Genomic DNA, 18632 nt, shown 5'->3' on the forward strand with positions numbered 1-18632 from the left:
CCGAAGCATGCAGATGCGTCGTTCCCGGAGGCATTTCTTGCGGTGTCTACCGCCCCTGTTGCTCGCGGCGTGCATCGTCTCGGGCGTCGGCTGCGGGCGCTCGGAGCCGGCGCCCGTGAAGGGCGAGGACAGGCTCGTCGTCTTCGCGGCCGCCTCGCTCCGCGACGCGTTCACCGCGATGGGCGGGGACTTCGAGCGCGCTCACGCCGGCGTCGAGGTCACGTTCTACTTCGCCGGCACGCAGGAGCTCCGCGCGCAGCTCGAGCACGGCGCCGCGGCCGACGTGTTCGCCTCGGCGGATCAGCGCCACATGGACGAGCTGGTGAAGGCCGGGCGCGCGGTGAGCCCCGTCGTCTTCGCCCGCAACGAGCCGGTGATCGTCGTCGCGCGGGAGAGCGCCGGGGCGATCCGGGGGCTCGCGGATCTCCCCGCCGCGTCCCGCATCGTGCTCGGCGCCCCGGAGGTCCCGATCGGCCGCTACACGCTGGAGATGCTCGATCGCGCCTCCGCGTCCCTGGGCGCGGATTTCCGCGCGCGCGTGGAGGGCAAGGTCGTCTCGCGCGAGCTCAACGTGCGCCAGGTGCTGACCAAGGTGCGGCTCGGCGAGGCGCAGGCCGGCGTCGTCTACCGGACGGACGCGCAGGCGGCGCAGGACGGCGTCACCGTCGTGGCCATCCCGCCCGAGATCAACGTCGTCGCCGAGTACCCGATCGCGGTCGTGGCCGGCGCCGCGCGCTCCGGCCTCGCGCGGGCGTGGGTGGACTTCGTCCTGTCGGAGGCCGGGCAGCGCGCGCTGCGGGGCGCCGGGTTCCTGGCGCCCGCCGGGGGCGGCCCGGGCCCGTGAGCGCGCGCCTCCGCGCAGAGCGGGCCGCGCTGGCCGCGGTCGGCGCGGTCCTCGTGGCGTTCCTGGCCGTCCCGGTCCTGGCGCTGTTCGCGACGGCCACGGCGGCGGACGTCGCGCAGGGGCTGCGCCATCCGCTCGTGTGGCCCGCGCTGCGCCTGAGCCTGCTCACGACCTCGGCGAGCCTCGTCCTCGTGGTCGTCCTCGGGACGCCGCTCGCCTGGACGCTGTCGCGCGCGCGCGGGCGGCTCGCGCGCGCGGTCGAGACGGCGGTGCAGCTCCCCATCGTGATCCCGCCCGCGGTGGCGGGAGTGGCCATGCTGCTCGCGTTCGGGCGGCGCGGGCTCCTGGCCGGGTGGCTCTACCCGGAGGGGTGGTCCGTGACGTTCACGACCGCCGCCGTCGTCATGGCCGAGGTGTTCGTGTCGGCGCCGTTCTTCGTGCAGGCGGCGGTCAGCGCGTTCCGGCGGATCGACGCGAAGCTCCTCGTGGTGGCGCGGACCTTCGGCGCGTCGCCGCTGCGGGTGTTCTTCCGCGTGGCGCTGCCGCTCTCGGCCCCGGCGCTGGTCGCGGGCGCGGCGATGAGCTGGGCCCGTTCCCTCGGCGAGTTCGGCGCGACGCTCATGTTCGCCGGCAACCTGCAGGGGAGGACGCAGACGCTGCCGCTCGCCATCTACACGGCGCTCGAGTCGGACATGCGCGCCGCGCAGGCGCTCTCGATGATCCTCGTCGTCGTGGCGTTCGCGCTGCTCCTGTTCGTGCGGGCCGTGGCGCGCCGCTCGACCGAGCCGCCGGAGGCGGCGCTGTGATGGAAGCGCCGAGCCTGCGGGCGCGCGTGGCCGCGCGGATCGGGCGTTTGCGCCTCGACGCGGAGCTCGAGACCGGGCGTGGAACGCTGGCGCTGGTGGGGCCCAACGGCTCCGGGAAGACGAGCCTTCTCTCGCTGCTCCTCGGCGTGCTGCCCGTGGACCGAGGGCGGGTGGAGGTCGGAGGCGCGGTGCTCCTCGATACGGAGGCCGGGGTCGACGTGCCCGTCGAGGAGCGCGGGATTGGCTATGTCCCGCAGGATAATGCGTTGTTTCCTCACCTCACCGTGCGTGAGAACGTCGCGTTCGCGGTGAGGAGCGCGGCCTCGCGGCGGAACGGCGTGGACAGCGCTGGCCGCGCCGAGCGCGTGGACGCGATGCTCCACGAGCTCGGCATCGCCGCGCTCGCCCACCGCCGGACGCAGGCGCTCTCCGGGGGCGAGCAGCAGCGCGTGGCCCTCGCGCGCGCGCTCTCCGTGGGCCCGCGCGCGCTGCTGCTCGACGAGCCGCTCGCCGCGCTCGACATCCATTCCCGCCGCGAGGTCCGGGCGTTCCTCGCGGGCTACCTGCGGGCGCTCGCCTTGCCGACGGTCGTCGTCACGCACGACGCCGCGGACGCGCGGCTCCTCGCGCACCGCGTCGCGGTGCTCGAGGCGGGGCGCGTGACGCAGGCCGGGACGTGGGAGGAGCTCGCCGCCCGGCCGGCGTCGCGCTTCGTGGAGGCGCTCGTCGCGTCGGCGCGCGGCGGCGGGGAGTAGCCGCTCTGCGCGACGGGCGGCGATCCGTCGCCGGGCCTGGCGCGCTCAGCGGCCGGAGGTCACGGGCGTGCTCCAGCTCATGGGGACCTCGTCTCAGGACGAGCCCGGCGCGCCTCAGGCACGCTTGCTCGGACAGCCTTCGGACCGCCGCCGACGAACGCCGCCAGGTGCTCGCCGGTCAGCGTCGACCTCGCCGCCACCAGGTCGGCCGGGGTGCCTTCGAACACGAGCCGCCCGCCGTCGTGGCCCGCGCCCGGCCCGAGGTCGATGATCCAGTCGGCGTGCGCCATCACCGCCTGGTGGTGCTCGATCACGATGACCGACTTGCCGGCGTCGACCAGCCGGTCCAGCAGCCCGAGGAGCTGCTCGAGGTCGGCCAGGTGCAGCCCGGTGGTCGGCTCGTCGAGCACGTAGACGCCGCCGTCAGCCCCCATGTGCGTCGCGAGCTTGAGCCGCTGCCGCTCGCCACCTGACAGCGTGGTGAGCGGCTGGCCGAGCCGCAGGTAGCCGAGCCCCACATCGGCCATGCGCTGCAGGATCGCGTGCGCGGCCGGCGTACGCGCCTCGCCGGCGCCGAAGAAGCCGGCCGCTTCCTGGACCGACAGATCGAGCACCTCGGCGATGTTGAGCTTGCCGAGCCGGTATTTCAGGACCGACGCCTGGAACCGCCGGCCCTCGCAGTCCTCGCAGACCGTGGTGACGCCGGCCATCATCGCGAGGTCGGTGTAGATCACCCCGGCGCCGTTGCAGGTCGGACAGGCGCCCTCGGAGTTGGCGCTGAACAGGGCGGGCTTGACGCCGTTCTCCTTCGCGAACGCCTTGCGGATCGGCTCCAGCAGATCGGTGTACGTCGCCGGGTTGCTCCGCCGCGAACCACGGATCGGGGTCTGGTCGACCGACACCACCCCGTCCCGGTTCGACACCGAGCCATGGATCAGGGAGCTCTTGCCCGACCCGGCCACGCCGGTCACCACCACCAGCACGCCGAGCGGGATGTCGACGTTGACGTTCTTCAGGTTGTGCGTGCTGGCGCCGCGCACCTTCATCACACCCGACGGCTTCCGCACCGACGGCTTCAGGGAGGCCCGGTCGCTCAGGTGACGCCCGGTGAGCGTGCCGCTCTTCCGCAGCCCATCCACGGTGCCCTCGAAGACCACCTCGCCGCCGCCGGTGCCGGCGGCTGGGCCGAGGTCGACCACGTGGTCGGCGATCGCGATCACCTCCGGCTTGTGCTCGACCACGAGGACGGTGTTGCCCTTGTCGCGCAGCCGCAGCAGCAGATCGTTCATCCGCTGGATGTCGTGCGGGTGCAGACCGACCGTCGGCTCGTCGAAGACGTAGGTCACGTCGGTGAGCGACGACCCGAGGTGGCGGATCATCTTGGTGCGCTGCGCCTCACCGCCCGACAGCGTGCCGGTCGGCCGGTCGAGGCTGAGATAGCCGAGGCCGATCTCCACGAACGAGTCGAGCGTATGCCGCAGCGCGGTGAGCAGCGGCGCGACGGACGGCTCGTTCAGATCGCGCACCCACCCGGCCAGCTCGCTGATCTGCATCGCGCAGGCTTCGGCGATGTTGATCTTCTTGATCTTGGACGACCGGGCGGCCTCGCTGAGCCGGGTGCCCTGGCACTCGGGACAGGTGCTGAACGTGGCGACGCGCTCCACGAACGCTCGGACGTGCGGCTGCAGCGAGTCGAGGTCCCTGGACAGCATCGACTTCTGGATCTTCGGGATCAGCCCCTCGTAGGTCAGGTTGATGCCGTCGATCTTGATCTTGGTCGGCTCCTTGTGGAGCAGGTCGTGGAGCTCCTTCTTGGTGAACTTACGGATCGGCTTGTCCGCGTCGAAGAAGCCGCAGCCGTTGAAGATGCGGCCGAACCAGCCATCCATGCTGTAGCCGGGGATCGTGATCGCCCCCTCGTTGATCGACTTGCTCTCGTCGTAGAGCTGCGTGAGGTCGATGTCGCTGACCGACCCCATGCCCTCGCATCGCGGGCACATGCCGCCGGTGCGGGTGAAGACGACCTTCTCGGCCTTCTTCCCCCCCTTCTCGACCGTGATCGCTCCGGCCGCGCGGACCGACGGGACGTTGAAGGCGAAGGCCCCGGGCCCGCCGATGTGCGGCTTGCCGAGGCGGCTCCACAGCACGCGAAGCATCGCGTTCGCGTCGGTCACCGTGCCGACCGTGGAGCGGGGATTACCGACCAGCCGCTCCTGGTCGATGATGATCGCGGTGGTCAGCCCTTGCAGGACGTCGACCTCGGGCCTGGCCAGCGTCGGCATGAACCCCTGCACGAACGCGCTGTAGGTCTCGTTGATCAGCCGCTGCGACTCCGCCGCGATGGTTCCGAACACGAGCGACGACTTGCCGGATCCCGAGACGCCGGTGAACACCGTCAGCCGCCGCTTGGGGAGCTCGACGCTGACGTCCTTCAGGTTGTTCTCCCGGGCGCCCTGGACGCGGATCAGGTCGTGGCTGTCTGCAGGATGTTGGTTGGAGGAGGTCATGTTCGCGCTCATGTCATCAAGGTTCGACGGAGATCTTCGAGAGCAGGTCGACGAGCTTCCCGCCCATCATCTTCCAGCCGTAGCGCGCGCCGCCGAGCTCCTGCTTCTGGTCCGGCTTGAAGCCCGACTGCACGAGGGACAGGCGCGTGCCCGAGGCCGTGGGCGTGAGCGTGAAGGTCACGACGGTGTCGAGGAAAGGGACGCTCCACGTGTAGCTGAGCTTCCTCTGCGCTTCGATCTCGAGCATCCGGCAGCTCACGACGCCGTCCCACCCGGGATACGGCTGCGTCTTGAACGTGAACGCGGTCCCCGACTCGGGCTTGAACCCGACGACGGGCAGGAGCCACTCGGTGAGCAGCACGGGGTCGGTGAGCGCGCGCCACACCTTCTCCGGTGAATGATGCAGATCGAACTCGAGCGAGAGGGATTCGGTTTCCGATCGGGCGGTCTTGTCGGTGGGAGTCATTCGTCCATTTTCTCCAGCAGTCGTTCGAGGCGATCGACGTGCTCCGTCCAGAAGGCGCGGTAGTGCGCTATCCAGTCGATGAGCGGCTTCATCCCACGCGGCTCCACCCGGTAGTAGACGCAGCGCCCCTCGCGCCGGCCGTTCACCAGGCCAGCGTCTTTCAAGGCGGCGAGGTGCTGCGAGACCGCCGGCTGCGAGATGTCGAAGCGCGCCGTGAGGTCCTTCACCGCGGCTTCGCCGCGCGTGAGCGACTCGAAGATCGCCCGGCGGCTGGGGTCCGCCAGCGCCTGGAAGATCTTGTCTTCGGCCGCGGCCGCGCGCTGCATGCACAACCCATAAGCCGTCACTTATTGATTGTCAAGCGCGCGGATCGGCGGCCGCTGGCTCGGACGCCCCCGGCAGCGCGAAGATCTGCCGGAACTTGCCGCTGGAGCGCTCCGCGGCGGGCGGCTCGGCGGCCCTGAGGACCTCCACGTTGGCGAGGCCCTGGCGGTCGAGGAAGGCGCGCAGCCCGCGCGACGCCTCGGCCCAGGCCTCGGGCCCGGCCTGCGGCTCGAGGCGGACGCTCAGCGCCTCCGGGGCGGTCTGCACCAGCTGGAAGCGGCCGACGCGGGCCTCGTCGAAGCACGAGCCGATCGCGAGCGGCAGCACCTCGCGGACGGAGCCGCCTTCGGCGCGGAAGCGCAGCACGTCGTTGGTGCGGCCCTCCACGCGGAAGGCGGGCGCCGGGTTGCCGCAGGGACACGGGTCGGGGCGCGCGATGACGCGATCGCCCAGCTCGTAGCGCAGGATCGGCTGGAGCCGGTTGCCGAGGTACGTCAGCAGCGTCGAGTGGGATTGCTCGCCCGGCGGCGTGGGGCGGTGATCGGCGTCGACGGGCTCGAGGACGATCCAGTCGGCGTTGACGTGCTGCCAGCGCTCGGCGCACTCGGCGGCGATCATGCCGGCCTCGGAGCAGGCGTAGGGGCTCGTGACGGGCGCGCCGAAGGCCTCCGAGATGAAGGCGCGCGCCTCGTCGCTCAGGGCCTCGCCGCCGGCCGTGACGAGCACGGGGTCGAGGTGGAGGCGCCCGGCCCTCTGCTCGCCGGCGAGCTGCTTCAACACGCTGGGGTAGCCGCCCAGGATCGTGGGCCGGAAGGCGTCGAGCTGGGCGACGATGCGGTCGAGCGGATCGAGCGCGGAGACGACGCGCAAGCTCCGGCGGGTCCAGGGCCGCTCGCGCAGGCGGCGCGTGGTCATCGAGTAGGCCAGGAAGTGGCCGCCGGTGACGTAGACGCCGGCCGTGCGCGCGCCACGGCGCATCAGCTTCCACAGGGTCTGGCGATCCGGCAGGACGCGCACGGCGCCGACGCCGATGGTGACGGCCAGCGAGCGGCGATCGTGGACGAGCACGGCCGGCTCGCCGGTGGTGCCGGAGGTCGTCCAGACGGCGTAGCGACCGAGGAAGTCGGCCCCGATGTTGGCGGGGTCCGCGATGAACTCGGAGACTGCCCGCCACGTGACGGCACGATCGGTGGACCAGTCGTCGAAGCGGGCCATCAAGGCGCGTTTGGTGGTCACGGGCAGGGCGGTGAGGTCCGAGACGCCGTCCGGGAGGTGGCGATAGGCCTCGGCGAAGTAGGGCGAGTGTGCGCGGGCGTGAGCGATGAGGTCCTGGAGGCGCCGGCGCTGGCGCGCGGCGATCGCCCCGGCCCCGCCGCGCGTGGCAGCGCGGGCGTCGAGGAGGTATTTGAGGGTGAGCCAGGCGTCGGTGAGCGTCGCGTTCATGGTGGCCATGGTAGTATCCATCAGGAACACGCGGGATGCGTGCCCGTCGCGACGGACAACCAGGCTTCGGTTCCGGCCCCTGGCTAGCCCGCGCGCGCGTAGCGGCCCGGGGGCTCGCCCACGTATCGGCTGAACGCGGTGCTGAAGGTGCTCGCCGAGCCGTAGCCGACGCGCTCGGCGACCTCGGCGATCCCGAGATCGTGGCGGCGGAGCAGATCCCTCGCGACGGCCATGCGCCAGGCGAGCAGGTATTCCATCGGCGGCAGGCCCACGGTGCGGGCGAAGCGCTCGAAGAACGCCGAGCGCGAGAGGGCCGCGGCCTTCGCGAGCTCGGTCACCGTCCACGAGCGCGCGAGCTGACCGTGCATCTGTCGTATCGCCGGCGCGAGCCGCGCATCGGCCAGCCCGCGCAGGAGCCCCGGAGGCGCGTCGTCCCCCGGAGTGAGCCGCAGCGCTTCGATGAGCAGCACCTCCACGAGCCGCGTGAGCACGAGGTCGCGACCCGCCCTCTGCTCGTTCGATTCATCGCCGACGAGCCGCACCAGCACCGAGAGCCGCTCGACGCCGCGCACGTGCACCAGCGCCGGCAGCAGCGACACCAGGAGCGCCGCGTCCGGCGAATCGAAGACGAAATACCCTCCGAGCAGCCGCACGTCGGGGCGCCCGCCGCGCGTGCCGTGGCGGACTTCCTCCGTCGGCGCGGACGCCACCTTCGGGTCGATGCGCTCTGGCCTCACCGGCTCGAAGCCCGACAGGGTGAAGCCCGGCGTCGCCGGCAGGAGCACGAAGTCGCCCGCCTCGATCGTCACGGCGCGCTCCCCGTCCACGGCGAGACGACAGCTACCCTCCAGCACGGCGCAGAAGCTCGGCTGGCCGAAGTCCGAGTAGCGAACACCCCATCGCCCGGCGCCGCTGATGCGCTTCGAGAACACGGCGCGCGGCTGGAGCAGCGCGATGACCTCCGAGAGCGGGTCGCTCATCCCTGGACTGTAGCAAACAAAATGTGGACTACCAATGATAGATAGTCCAGCACACTGTCGCTAGGTTCCCCCCATGAACGCCGCGCGCCTCGCGGCGACGAGCTGCCGCTGGCGGCAAGCTTCACCATGGAGGAATGCGATGAAGACCGTGCTCATTACTGGCTGCTCCTCGGGTTATGGACTCGAGACCGCGCGCCGCTTCCACGCGCAGGGCTGGAGCGTGATCGCCACGATGCGAACGCCGCGCGAGGACGCGCTGCCTCGGTCGGACCGGCTGCGCGTGGTGGCGCTCGACGTGACGAGGCCCGACAGCATCGCGGCTGCGCTGGAGGCGAGCGGGCCCATCGACGTTCTCGTGAACAACGCCGGCATCGGGCTCCTGGGCGCGTTCGAGGCCACGCCGATGACCACGGTGCGCGACGTGTTCGAGACCAACACGTTCGGCGTGATGGCCATGACGCAAGCCGTGCTGCCCCGGTTCCGCGCGCGGAGATCGGGCGTGGTGGTGAACGTGACCTCGAGCGCGACGCTCGCGCCGATGCCGCTGGTCGCCGTGTACACCGCGAGCAAGACGGCCATCGAAGGGTTCACCGCGTCGCTCGCGTTCGAGCTCGAGGCCTTCGACGTGCGCGTGAAGCTGGTCGAGCCGGGCTACGGCCCGACGACGCGCTTCGCGAGCAACGGGGGTTCCCGCATGGAAGGGCTGATCCCCGAGGCCTACGCGCCTTACGCACAGCGCATCTTCGCGTCCTTCGAGCGGCCAGCGCTGGTGACGAGCGAGTCCGACGTGGCCGAGGCGGTGTGGCGCGCCGCGAACGACGCCTCGGGGCAGCTCCGCTTCCCGGCCGGCCCCGACGCCGTGGCGCTGGCTCGGGCGAGATGAGCTGGTCGGGGCTGCCGCTGGTCCCCGATCAGCCCGGGCGCTCCGGCTGCCGGACCGAGTACTCGGTGCCCGAGCGGAATGGCACCGTCATCGACGCGAAGCCGTGGCGCGGATCGCGCACGTAGGCGACGTAATCGCGGTAGTCGGCCCTGAAGACGCCGACGTTGTCGGTCACGACCACGGCGCCCGGACGCAGGGCCGGGGCGACGAGCTTCAGCACGTCGAGGGCCCGCAGGGGCATCCCGTCGTTGAGCATGAAGTCCACTTCGCCGAGGTCCGCCTGCAGCGTCTCCGTCGCGTCCCCCACGCGGATCTCGGCGAAGGACGCGAGCCCCGCCTCCTCCAGGTTCGCCTGCGCGCGCCGCGCCTTCTCCGGCACGAGCTCGGTGCCGATGACGCGGCCGCCGCCGTTGTCGCGCACCGCCGCCGCCAGCCACAGCGTCGAGACGCCGAAGGACGTGCCGAACTCGACGATCGTCCTGGCGCGGAGCGCCCGCGCCGTCAGGTAGCAGAACGCGCCCTGGTCGCGCCCGAGCGCGATGTACTTGTCGGCGAAGTCGAGCTCCGTCCCCGGGGCGTCGATGCGGCGGCCGAGGAGCATCCGCGGAAGCTGCGGCAAGAAGTGGAGGAGGACGCCCGGCATCTGCCGGTCGGCCTCGTCGTGGAGGCGCCGCAGCACGGCGCGGACCCGCCCATCGGGCAGAACGGCGAAGGGATCGGACTTCATGGTCGGCCTCCGGTCACAGACACACATTCTCGGAGCATTCGCTTGCCCTCCTCACAGGCGTTGCCTCCAGCGCTGAACACCGGGGAAGCGGTGGAAGGCGATGGCATGGAGGTGAACCTAGCGGCCGGCGCCGCTGGCCGCATTGCGCAATCAGGACAAATTGTTTATCAAAACGGACGTGGCGGCGAAGCGGCAGAGGTCGAGGGCGACACGGATCGCGCATCCGACGGGCTGGACGATTCACGGAGACGTCCAGGTGGCGAACGAGCCCGGTGGCGCGATGGCGTCGTTCGAGTCGCTCGCGAGCCGTTTCGCGCTCGCGGCGCGTGGGCGCTGGAAGACGGCTGTCGCGCGGCCGGTGAACGCGATCGGGCTCACCATGGCGACCGGCGGGCTCGAGAGCGAGCCTCACGCGCACCGCGAATCGCAGCTCCTGTACCTGGTGCGCGGAGAGATGATCTGCGAAGCGTCGAGCGCCCTCTGGATCGTGCCGCCGCAATCGGCGCTGTGGATCCCCGCGTCAGTGACGCATCGGATCCGCGCGCGCGCGCCGCTCGAGGGCTACGGCGTCTTCGTCGAGCCCGGCGCGGCGCCGGACCTCCCGCGGGATTGCTGCGCGGTGTCGGTGACGCCGCTCTTCCGCGAGCTCTTGCTGCGCCTGGCGACGCGCCCCGCGCTCTACGATCTCGAGGGACCGGACGCGCGCCTCGTGAGCGTGCTCCTCGACGAGCTCGCGACGGTCTCGATCGAGAAGCATCGCCTGCCGATGCCGACCGATCCGCGGCTCCGTCGTCTGGTGGATGCGATGACCGCCGATCCGGCGATCGGCGTGACGACGAGGACGTGGGCGAAGCGAATCGGCGTCAGCGAGCGCACCTTGAACCGTCTCCTTGTCGAGGAGACGGGCCTGAGCTTCGGCCGCTGGCGCCAGCAGCTCCACATCATCCTCGCCATCCAGAGGCTCTCCCGCGGCGCGGCCGTGCACAGCGTGGCGCTGGATCTCGGCTACGAGAGCGCGAGCAGCTTCGTGACCATGTTCCGCAAAGCGCTCGGGACGTCGCCCGCGCGGTACATGGCGAGCCGCCTGGCCGCGCCTGCTCGATCATGAGCGGTCCTGTTCTTGCGAGGGCCCCTCCCGTCCGAACGAAGCCGTGCTCCCGTGCCCCTGAAGGAAACGACCATGCCGAGCAACACCGAGATGAGACACCTGCACCGCTGCGTCGAGCTCGCGGCGCTGGCGCTGGAGACCGGCAACGAGCCGTTCGGCTCCGTGCTGGTCGCGGCGGACGGAACGGTCCTCGCCGAGGATCACAACCGCGTGGGCGGCGGCGATCCGACCTGCCATCCGGAGCTCGCGCTGGCGCGCTGGGCGGCGGCGAACCTCGCCCCCGACGAGCGAGCCGCGGCGACGGTCTTCACCTCGACCGAGCACTGTCCCATGTGCGCCGCGGCCCATGGCTGGGTCCAGCTCGGCCGCATCGTGTACGCGAGCTCTTCGGCACAACTGGCCGGCTGGCTCGCCGAGTGGGGCCTTCCGGCGCCTCCGGTGCGATGCCTGCCGATCCGCGATGTCGTTCCGGGACTGCCCGTGGAAGGTCCCGTCCAGAGCCTCGCGGAAGAGGTTCGTCAGCTGTTTCGACGCCTCCATTCCGCGCGCTGACGCGCGTGGCCGTACCAGCGGGAGGACGCCCATGGAAGGGTCCTTTGGTTTTTCAAGGCCCCCACGGGGAGATCAGCGTGGTCAAGGCGCAGGGTGCGCAGGGCGGCGAGCAGTGAGTCGGGTCATCGGCCCGAGTGCTCGAGCGTTCGGCCCGCAAGAAGCGGCTGGCAGCCGCGCCGGTTCTGTGGAAGCGGCCGGCGTCGGGCTATCCTGGGCGGGATGACGGTCCAGGAGCTCCACGTCGCCGGATATCGCTCGATCCGCGAGCTGACCCTCCCCCTCGCGCAGGTCAATGTCATCGTCGGGCCGAACGGCGTCGGCAAGACCAACCTCTATCGCACCATGGTGCTGCTCGGCGCCGCGGCGAGCGGGAGTTTTGCGCGCACCCTGGCCGAGGAGGGGGGAATGCCCTCGGTGCTCTGGGCTGGCCAGCGCAGCAAGGGTCCGGTGCGGATGACGCTGCGGCTGCGGCTGGATCAGCTCGTCTACGAGCTTCAGTGCGGGCTGACGCCGCCGCCTGCAGGGCCGTTCGCGCTGGACCCGGACATCAAGGAAGAGAACCTCTGGTTGCTCGACAAGCGCCGCCGCCTGCCGATGCTGGAGCGGGCCGCGGGCTCGGCCTTCGCGCGCGACGTGGACGGCCACCGCGTGACCTTCCCCTTCTCGCTCTGGGGCTCGGAGTCGGTGCTGTCCCAGGTGGTGGAGCCGCACCGCTTTCCGTTGCTCTCGGCGGTGCGGCAACAGCTCATGAACTTCCGGTTCTATCATCACTTCCGCACGGACGCCGGCGCGCCGTTGCGGGTGGAGCAGGTCGGCGTGCGGACGCCGGTGATCAGCACCGATGGCCACGATCTCGCCGCGGCGCTGGCGACGATCCTCGACATCGGCGACAGGGGCGCCTTGAAGGATGCCGTCACCAGCGCGTTCCCGGGCGCGTCGCTCGAGGTCTCCTCGACGCAGGGGCGGTTCCGCGTCGAGCTCGGGTTGCCGGGGATGTCGCGGCCGCTCGACGCCCGCGAGTTCTCGGACGGCACGGCGCGCTATCTCTGCCTCCTGGCGGCGCTGCTGAGCCCGAGGCCTCCGCTGCTGATGGCGCTGAACGAGCCGGAGACGAGCCTGCATCCGGATCTGCTCGGGCCGCTCGGGGATCTCCTTGTGCACGCGGCATCCCGGAGCCAGCTCTGGATCACGACGCACTCCCGCCCGCTGGCCGAGCGGATCCGGAAGGCGACGCCCTGCCGGCTCATCGAGCTTGAGAAGGAAGGTGGAGAGACGGTGCTGGCGGGCGGCGCGGCGGAGGATGAATGACGTCCGCCCAGTCTCCGGCAGCCGCCGACCTCCGCCAAAGCAAAGCAGCCGCCCAGGCGCGGAGGGGACGTGTCGGCCTCGTGACCGCCGGGAAGACGCCTCAGCGCTCGTTGCGCTTTCGCGTGGCGGCCTTGGGGGAGCGCGCGCGGCCTGCGGCGTGCTGCAGGAGCGGGCTCACCTCTCGCGCGCTCTCGATCAGCGCTCGCACCACGGGCACGCCGTCGTCCTCCGCGCGCCATGTGACGACCTCGCTCAGATCGATGTGGAGATCTTCGACGGGCCGCCACAGCAACGAGGTCTGCGAAGCCAGCTCCCAGAACTTCTCCGAGAGGAAGGTGACCGCGTCGCCGATCACGACCAGCGCCATGAGCGCCTCCAGATCGAGCACCTCCGCTGTCACGTGCAGCGTCACGCCCTGCGCGCGCCCCGCCGTGATGATGTCCGCGTGGAGCCTCGGATAGAGCTGACGTGGCTGGAGTAGCAGGCGCTCGCTCTCGAGGTCTCGAAGCCGGATCTTCTTGAGCCGCGCGAGTCGATGCTCAGGGGAGAGGAGCAGCCCGAGTCGATCGCGGGTCATCTCGAGGTGGTCGAGCGCGTCGTCATCGGGCGCGTAGGCCCCGTAGCCGAAGGCGATCGTCCCCTGGCGCAGCGCCGTCCACTGCTCCAGGCTGCTCATCGGGACGAGCTCGAGGCCGACGCGGGGCGTTCGCCGGCGAAACGCCGCGACGAGGGACAGGAACGAGCCCATGAAGGTCGTGCCCGTCTCGAAGCCGATGACCGCGGTTCCGAGCCTGCCTTCGGCGATTCCCCTGGCTTCGTCCACGGCCGCGTCGACGCTCGCGAGGATGCCCCTGGCTCTCTCCGCGAAGGACTTCCCGGCGGCCGTGAGCTTGATCCCGCGTCCCTCGGGCGCGAAGAGCTCGACGCCCATCTCCTCCTCGAGGTCCTTCATCTGCCGGCTCAATGGAGACTGCGAGACGTGGAGCCTGGTGGCGGCTCGGCGGAAGCTCTGCTCCTCGGCGATCGCGACGAAGTAGCGGAGGTGTCGGAGCTCCATGGGTTGAACCGTTACCCTACAGGCATCATAGCCCTGCGATCAATGTCTTGGACGGCTCGGTTCGAGAGACGCACCATGCTTCTCATGAAATCGACGATCCCGAAGCGTCCCGCCTCCCGGGTGCTGGTCTCCGGCGCCAGCGTCTCCGGTCTCACCATCGCAACCTGGCTCGCCCGCCACGGCTTCGCGGTCACCGTGGTCGAGCGCGCGCCGCATCTACGCCCGGGCGGACACGCGCTCGACGTCCGGGGGCCGGCCCTGGAGGTCGCGGAGCGGATGGGCATCCTCGCCGCGCTTCGCGATCGAAGCACCGGGTTGACGGGCATCTCCGTGGTCGACTCGGCCGGTCAGGAGGTCTTTCGGAGCACGGAGAGCACCTTGACGGGCGGCCGACTCGACAGCCCCGATGTAGAGATCTTGCGCGACGACCTGTGTCACGTGCTTCACGAGGCCGCGGGCGCTCAGGTCGAGTACCTCTTCGCCGATTCCATCGCGTCGCTGACCCAGGACGAGTCGGGCGTCGACGTCACGTTCGTCACGGCTGCGCCTCGCCGCTTCGAGCTGGTGGTTGGCGCCGACGGTGTGGGTTCGGGGGTGCGGCGGATCGCCTTTGGCCCCGATGAGCAGTTCGTCCGCGCCTTCGGCGACCTGTACGTCGCGACGTTCGGCATGCCGAACTTCCTCGGCCTCGAGCGCTGGCAGGTCATGTACCGGCAGCCGGACTCCGTCGGCGCGCTGGTCATGGGCCTGCGGAAGGATGTCAACGCGAGGACGTATCTCGGCTTCAACGCGCCGAAGAAGCTCGACCACGACGTCCGCGACGTCGACGCGCAGAAGCGGTTGCTCGCCGACCGCGTCGCGGGCGCAGGCTGGGTGATCCCGCAGATCGTGGAGCACATGCTGCGCGCGACCGACTTCCACTTCTACTCGCTGAGCCAGGTCCGCATGAGCAGCTGGTCACGCGGGCGGATCGTGCTGGTCGGCGATGCTGGCTACGCCGTCTCTCTGGGTACGGGGCAGGCCACCTCGGTCGCGATGGTCGGCGCTTACGTTCTCGCCAGCGAGCTCGCCATGCACAAGGATGATCTGGTTCGTGGCATCGCCGCGTACGAGGACGGCCTGCGCGCGTACGTGGTTCGCAATCAGGACATCGCGCTGGAGCAGAACGCAAAGCCTGACGAACCGATGGACGAGGGGCAGACCGCCCCCGTCGGCAGCATCCCGGACTTCGGAGCGCTGACGCTGCCGTTCGATTTCAAACAGTACGACGGCGGCGCTGGCGATGCCCCTCCGGAGCGGCGGTAGCCAGGGGCATGCGATCTTCCTGGACGGTTACCAGGAACGACCGGAGAGCACACGCGCAACGCTCTCGGGAGAAGAACATGAGCAAGATCGAACACCTACAGCGTGATCTCGAAGGCAGGGTCGCGATCGTCACCGGCGCGGCGAGCGGCATCGGTCGGGCCACGGCGCTCTTGCTGGAGGCGCGCGGCGCCGCGGTCGTGGCCGAGGACATCAGCCCGGCGGTCGACGAGCTGGCCCGCGGTGACGGCCGCGTCGTGCCGTTCGTCGGGGATGTCGCCCAGGAGGAGACGGCGAAGCGCGTTGTCGCGCTCGCGGTCGAGCGCTTCGGGAGGCTCGATATCCTCGTCAACAATGCCGCGCGCATCATCAACAAGCTCGTGATCGACATGTCGCTGGACGACTGGAATTCGATCATGAACGTGAACATCACCGGGGTGTTCCTGCACTCGCGCGAGGCGCTGCGGGCGATGATCCCGAACAGGCGCGGGGCGATCGTGAATATCGGCTCCTACGCCTGCTTCTTCGGGTTCCCGCAGATCGCAGCCTATCGACGGCCGCGAGTTCTTGCGCGATCACGGCAGAGGCGCCCCCATCCGTCGCGCGGCCGCGCCCGAGGAGATCGCCGAGGTCGTCGCGTTCCTTGCGTCCGACAAGGCGAGCTTCATGGTGGGCTCCATCGTGATGGCCGACGGCGGATACTCCGTCGCCATCCAGCCGGGGGAGTGAGCGCCGGCGCCCCGGCGGGCCCCCCGGCCTGGTCGCTGCGCGCGCGAGGCAGGCGTCACCCCAGGTAGCGCGCGAGGTTCTCCAGGGACGCTCGAAGGCCGGCGTCGTGGTCGGCCTGGCTGATGCCGGGCGGGACGTCCTCCGCGGTGATGGTGATGCGGGTCCCTGCGGGCAGCGCCTCGAACGACCACGTCATCACCATCTCGCCGGCGAACGAAGCGTCCGACGAGTCGAACGAGACCGACTGGACGATGCGCTTGCCCGGCTCCAGCGAGAGGAAGCGCCCGGCGCTGACGTCGGTGCTCCCGGTGGTCTTTCCCACGCCGACGGGCGTTGCCTCATCGTAGGTCAGCTCGATGCGGTAGCGACCGCCCTCGCGGAAGTCGTAGTCGAGGACGCGACCGGTCATGCCGTCAGGCGGGAGCCACGCCATGAGCGCGTCGGGGTCGGCGAAGGCACGGTAGACCGCGTCGGGCTGAGCTGCGACGACGAGCGACGCGGTATCGGTCCGGCCCCTGGCGGCTGGGTCTCGCACCGGCACAAGCTACCACGCCACCGGTCCTCCGGGCACAGCCAGGAAGGGGCTGGTAGCACCCCTCGTCCGAGCTGGCATCGCATCGGGTCGGAGGGGGGCCGCATCGGGTCGGAGCGGGGCCGCATCGGGTCGGAGCGGGACCGCATCGGGTCGGAGGGCCTCGGCCCGGGCGGAGGGCCTCGGCCCGGGCCGATTCCGTGACGACCGCGGGAGGCGCCCCGTAACTCTGAGTATGAGCCCTTCTCATCCTCCGGCCGCCCCGCTCCAGCACGGCGCCTGGACCTCCATGCACACAACGGCCGTTCATGTCCTCCCTGGCATGCTCCGGTTCCTCGGCGTCGCCGAGGACGACCTCGACGACCTGTGCCAGGACGTCCTGCTCGGCGCCTACATCGCGCGCCCGTTCGGCCGGGCCGGTCGCCCGGCGCTCGGGTGGGGTGCGGCAGGCGTCGCCGGCGGCGTGCTCCTGGCGACGGCGCTCGCTTCGGCACCGGTGACATGGGCTCGCCACCTCGGCGCGGTCGCGAGCCCGCTCCTGGTCGCGCGGAGCGCACATCCGGCCCCGGCGCCGGAGCCGCGCCCCGCGGGCGTTCTCGGTGAGGCGCCGCGCTCCGGCGACGCCGCGCGCTCCGGCGACGCCGCGCGCTCCGGCGATGCCGCGCCCACCGACGACGTCCCGGGCGCCCGAGCGCCCGCGGCACCGACGATCGATCAGCGAGGCCAGCGCGAGCCCGCCGCCTCGGGGCGCGCCCCGGCGCCCCCGGAGCAAGGCCAGGATCGGCTCGACGAGGAGCTCGCGCTGCTCGATGCGGCCAAGGAGGCGCTGTTGCATGGCGAGCGCGGCGCCTCCCTCGAGCACATCGATGCGCACGCGCGGCGATTTCCGCGGAGCCGGCTGACGTTGCTGCGCGAGCGGCTTCGGTCGAGGGCGGAGGCGCTGCCGGCGACGACGACCGGCGGCACGGCCGGGCACGAGCGGCCATGAGCGCAGCGCCGCCGCTTCACGCGCGCGTCGCGGCCCCCCGCTCGAGGTGGGGAAATCAGCCGCGGCGCGCAGCGTTCGCTTCGATGGTCGCGGTCCTTGCCGCGCAGCTCGCCGCCGCGCCGGTCCGGGCCGATCCGGGACCGCGCCGGGCGCGTGTGCGGATCGAGCTCACGCGCGGCCCGGGCACCGAGCGCTGCCCCGACGAGCAGTTCCTGCGCGCGGAGACCGCCCGGCGCATGGGCTTCGACCCCTTCGACGCGGAGGCTCCGCTCACGGTGGCGGTGTCGATAGAACAAGGGCAGGGCGAGCTCATCGCGTCGATCTACCTCCGCGACCGCCGCGGCCTGGTGCTCTGGGCCGACGGCTACAGGACCCGCGGCGACTGCGAGACGCTGGTCTCGACGGCGGCCCTGTCGATCGCCGTGCAGCTCGACGACACGGGCGAGCTCCCGCCGCCGCAGGCAGCGCCGGTTCCGCAGGAAGAATCCGCGACGCAAGGCGGAGGCGCCGTGTTCCCCCGAGCGCCCGTGCGCGGGGCAGCCCGCGCCGCCGCCGGGCACGCGCCCGCCGGGCGAGGTGCCGCCCGCGCGCCCGCCCGGCAAGGCGCCGCGCGCACGTCCGCCGGGCACGGCGCCGCCCCCGAGCAGCGCGGGGCCAGCTACGGCGGAGCGCTTCCGCTGGGCCGTTGGCGCCGGCGCGACCATGGCGCTGGGCCTGACGCCCGGCGTTGCGGCTGGACCGACGTTGGCGGTCACGGGACGCTGGCCGGCATGGTCGGTCACGCTGGAGGCCCGCGGACTCTCGTCGCTTTCGACCAGAGTAGAGGACGTGCGTGTGGCGACATCGGCGCTCACCGCGAGCGCTGCCATGTGCCTTCACCGGCATTTTCTCTTCGCGTGCGGGGTCGGAGAGCTCGGCGTGCTCCGTGCCGTGCCCGAGGTTCCATTGAACCCGGCATCGCTGCTGGGTCTTCGCGCCGGAATCGGCGCGCGAGCGGGCGTCACGTGGCCGTTTTCAGCGAGCCTCTCTGGGTACGGAACGACCGAGGCGGTTCAGCGCCTGGTCGACTGGTCACTCCTCCGCCATCGCGGCATCACCGAATCAGAAGACCAGGTCTGGAGCGCTCCTGCGATCGGTGTAGCGTTCGGGATCGGTCTACAACTGAACCTATGAGGAGATCCGGCAGCAAGGACATCTGCCCTCCCCAGGGTGAGAACGATGAGAAATTTTCCTCAATCCACGGAACGCTCAAGGCTCACGGGGCTCGCCGGGAGACACCCGCCTTGCGCTGAAGTTCATCGTTCGAGTAGGGTTCACCGCA

The 18632-nt window shown here is 71.1% G+C and carries 18 protein-coding genes and 1 pseudogene; 11 read left to right on the top strand and 8 right to left on the bottom strand.

The features are described 5' to 3' along the window. Nucleotides 1–13: 13 nt before the first annotated feature. The 3 genes from modA to WME76_RS46080 are packed head-to-tail and all read left to right on the top strand — an operon-like array spanning nucleotide 14 to nucleotide 2405. On the top strand, nucleotides 14–844 hold the full coding sequence (modA, locus tag WME76_RS46070; protein ID WP_437962571.1) for a molybdate ABC transporter substrate-binding protein: 831 nt from the start codon (nucleotides 14–16) through the stop codon (nucleotides 842–844). Further along, nucleotides 841–1650 (top strand): ABC transporter permease, encoded by an 810-nt coding sequence (locus WME76_RS46075; protein ID WP_437962572.1) that lies wholly within the window; start codon nucleotides 841–843, stop codon nucleotides 1648–1650. The genes modA and WME76_RS46075 overlap by 4 nt, the downstream gene beginning before the upstream one ends. Beyond that, nucleotides 1650–2405 carry an ABC transporter ATP-binding protein gene (locus WME76_RS46080; RefSeq protein ID WP_437962573.1) on the top strand — a complete coding sequence of 252 codons (756 nt, stop codon included), beginning with the start codon at nucleotides 1650–1652 and terminating at the stop codon, nucleotides 2403–2405. Before WME76_RS46075 ends, WME76_RS46080 begins: the two co-directional genes overlap by 1 nt. Before the next feature lie 77 nt (nucleotides 2406–2482). On the opposite strand, the gene WME76_RS46085 is transcribed toward WME76_RS46080, so the two are convergent. The 5 genes from WME76_RS46085 to WME76_RS46105 form a co-directional block, all read right to left on the bottom strand. Then, on the bottom strand, nucleotides 2483–4912 hold the full coding sequence (locus WME76_RS46085) for an ATP-binding cassette domain-containing protein (RefSeq protein WP_437962574.1): 2430 nt from the start codon (nucleotides 4910–4912) through the stop codon (nucleotides 2483–2485). Between the two features lie 16 nt (nucleotides 4913–4928). Beyond that, the gene (locus WME76_RS46090) at nucleotides 4929–5378 is read right to left on the bottom strand and encodes an SRPBCC family protein (protein WP_437962575.1); all 450 of its coding nucleotides are present in this window, start codon (nucleotides 5376–5378) and stop codon (nucleotides 4929–4931) included. Then, nucleotides 5375–5704, bottom strand: a complete 330-nt coding sequence (locus WME76_RS46095; RefSeq protein ID WP_437962576.1) for an ArsR/SmtB family transcription factor — start codon at nucleotides 5702–5704, stop codon at nucleotides 5375–5377. The genes WME76_RS46090 and WME76_RS46095 overlap by 4 nt, the downstream gene beginning before the upstream one ends. Nucleotides 5705–5735: 31 nt before the next feature. Beyond that, entirely contained in the window at nucleotides 5736–7154 is a 1419-nt protein-coding gene (locus WME76_RS46100) for a phenylacetate--CoA ligase family protein (protein ID WP_437962577.1), read from the bottom strand. Nucleotides 7155–7228: 74 nt separating this feature from the next. Further along, nucleotides 7229–8125 (bottom strand): AraC family transcriptional regulator, encoded by an 897-nt coding sequence (locus WME76_RS46105; protein ID WP_437962578.1) that lies wholly within the window; start codon nucleotides 8123–8125, stop codon nucleotides 7229–7231. A 139-nt stretch (nucleotides 8126–8264) separates the two neighbouring features. On the opposite strand from WME76_RS46105, the gene WME76_RS46110 reads away from it, so the two are divergent. After that, complete coding sequence (locus WME76_RS46110) at nucleotides 8265–9008, top strand: SDR family oxidoreductase (protein WP_437962579.1); 744 nt, start codon at nucleotides 8265–8267, stop codon at nucleotides 9006–9008. 28 nt (nucleotides 9009–9036) lie between these two features. Here WME76_RS46110 and WME76_RS46115 read toward each other — a convergent pair whose 3' ends face one another. Then, complete coding sequence (locus WME76_RS46115; protein WP_437962580.1) at nucleotides 9037–9735, bottom strand: O-methyltransferase; 699 nt, start codon at nucleotides 9733–9735, stop codon at nucleotides 9037–9039. A gap of 256 nt (nucleotides 9736–9991) precedes the next feature. Here WME76_RS46115 and WME76_RS46120 point away from each other — a divergent pair, with 256 nt between their 5' ends. The 3 genes from WME76_RS46120 to WME76_RS46130 all read left to right on the top strand — a co-directional run bounded on the left by WME76_RS46120 (nucleotide 9992) and on the right by WME76_RS46130 (nucleotide 12703). Further along, the gene (locus tag WME76_RS46120) at nucleotides 9992–10843 is read left to right on the top strand and encodes an AraC family transcriptional regulator (RefSeq protein WP_437962581.1); all 852 of its coding nucleotides are present in this window, start codon (nucleotides 9992–9994) and stop codon (nucleotides 10841–10843) included. A gap of 72 nt (nucleotides 10844–10915) precedes the next feature. Beyond that, the gene (locus WME76_RS46125; RefSeq protein WP_437962582.1) at nucleotides 10916–11395 is read left to right on the top strand and encodes a nucleoside deaminase; all 480 of its coding nucleotides are present in this window, start codon (nucleotides 10916–10918) and stop codon (nucleotides 11393–11395) included. 219 nt (nucleotides 11396–11614) lie between these two features. Further along, nucleotides 11615–12703, top strand: a complete 1089-nt coding sequence (locus WME76_RS46130; protein ID WP_437962583.1) for an AAA family ATPase — start codon at nucleotides 11615–11617, stop codon at nucleotides 12701–12703. A 100-nt stretch (nucleotides 12704–12803) separates the two neighbouring features. On the opposite strand, the gene WME76_RS46135 is transcribed toward WME76_RS46130, so the two are convergent. After that, entirely contained in the window at nucleotides 12804–13760 is a 957-nt protein-coding gene (locus WME76_RS46135; RefSeq protein WP_437962584.1) for a LysR family transcriptional regulator, read from the bottom strand. A gap of 84 nt (nucleotides 13761–13844) precedes the next feature. Here WME76_RS46135 and WME76_RS46140 point away from each other — a divergent pair, with 84 nt between their 5' ends. Both WME76_RS46140 and WME76_RS46145 read left to right on the top strand, forming a co-directional pair. Then, the gene (locus tag WME76_RS46140) at nucleotides 13845–15065 is read left to right on the top strand and encodes an FAD-dependent monooxygenase (RefSeq protein WP_437962585.1); all 1221 of its coding nucleotides are present in this window, start codon (nucleotides 13845–13847) and stop codon (nucleotides 15063–15065) included. A 77-nt stretch (nucleotides 15066–15142) separates the two neighbouring features. Next, nucleotides 15143–15791 (top strand): annotated as a pseudogene (locus WME76_RS46145) (SDR family NAD(P)-dependent oxidoreductase). Nucleotides 15792–15846: 55 nt separating this feature from the next. On the opposite strand, the gene WME76_RS46150 reads toward WME76_RS46145, so the two are convergent. Continuing rightward, nucleotides 15847–16326, bottom strand: coding sequence for an SRPBCC family protein (locus WME76_RS46150; RefSeq protein WP_437962586.1), 480 nt, complete (start codon nucleotides 16324–16326; stop codon nucleotides 15847–15849). Nucleotides 16327–16612: 286 nt separating this feature from the next. Between WME76_RS46150 and WME76_RS46155 the strand changes: the two genes are divergently transcribed. Then, on the top strand, nucleotides 16613–17311 hold the full coding sequence (locus tag WME76_RS46155; protein WP_437962587.1) for a hypothetical protein: 699 nt from the start codon (nucleotides 16613–16615) through the stop codon (nucleotides 17309–17311). Between the two features lie 702 nt (nucleotides 17312–18013). Continuing rightward, nucleotides 18014–18484, top strand: coding sequence for a hypothetical protein (locus WME76_RS46160; protein ID WP_437962588.1), 471 nt, complete (start codon nucleotides 18014–18016; stop codon nucleotides 18482–18484). Nucleotides 18485–18632: the final 148 nt, after the last annotated feature.

The sequence above is a fragment of the Sorangium sp. So ce119 genome (assembly GCF_051524405.1).
Lineage (GTDB): Bacteria > Myxococcota_A > Polyangia > Polyangiales > Polyangiaceae > Sorangium > Sorangium cellulosum_G.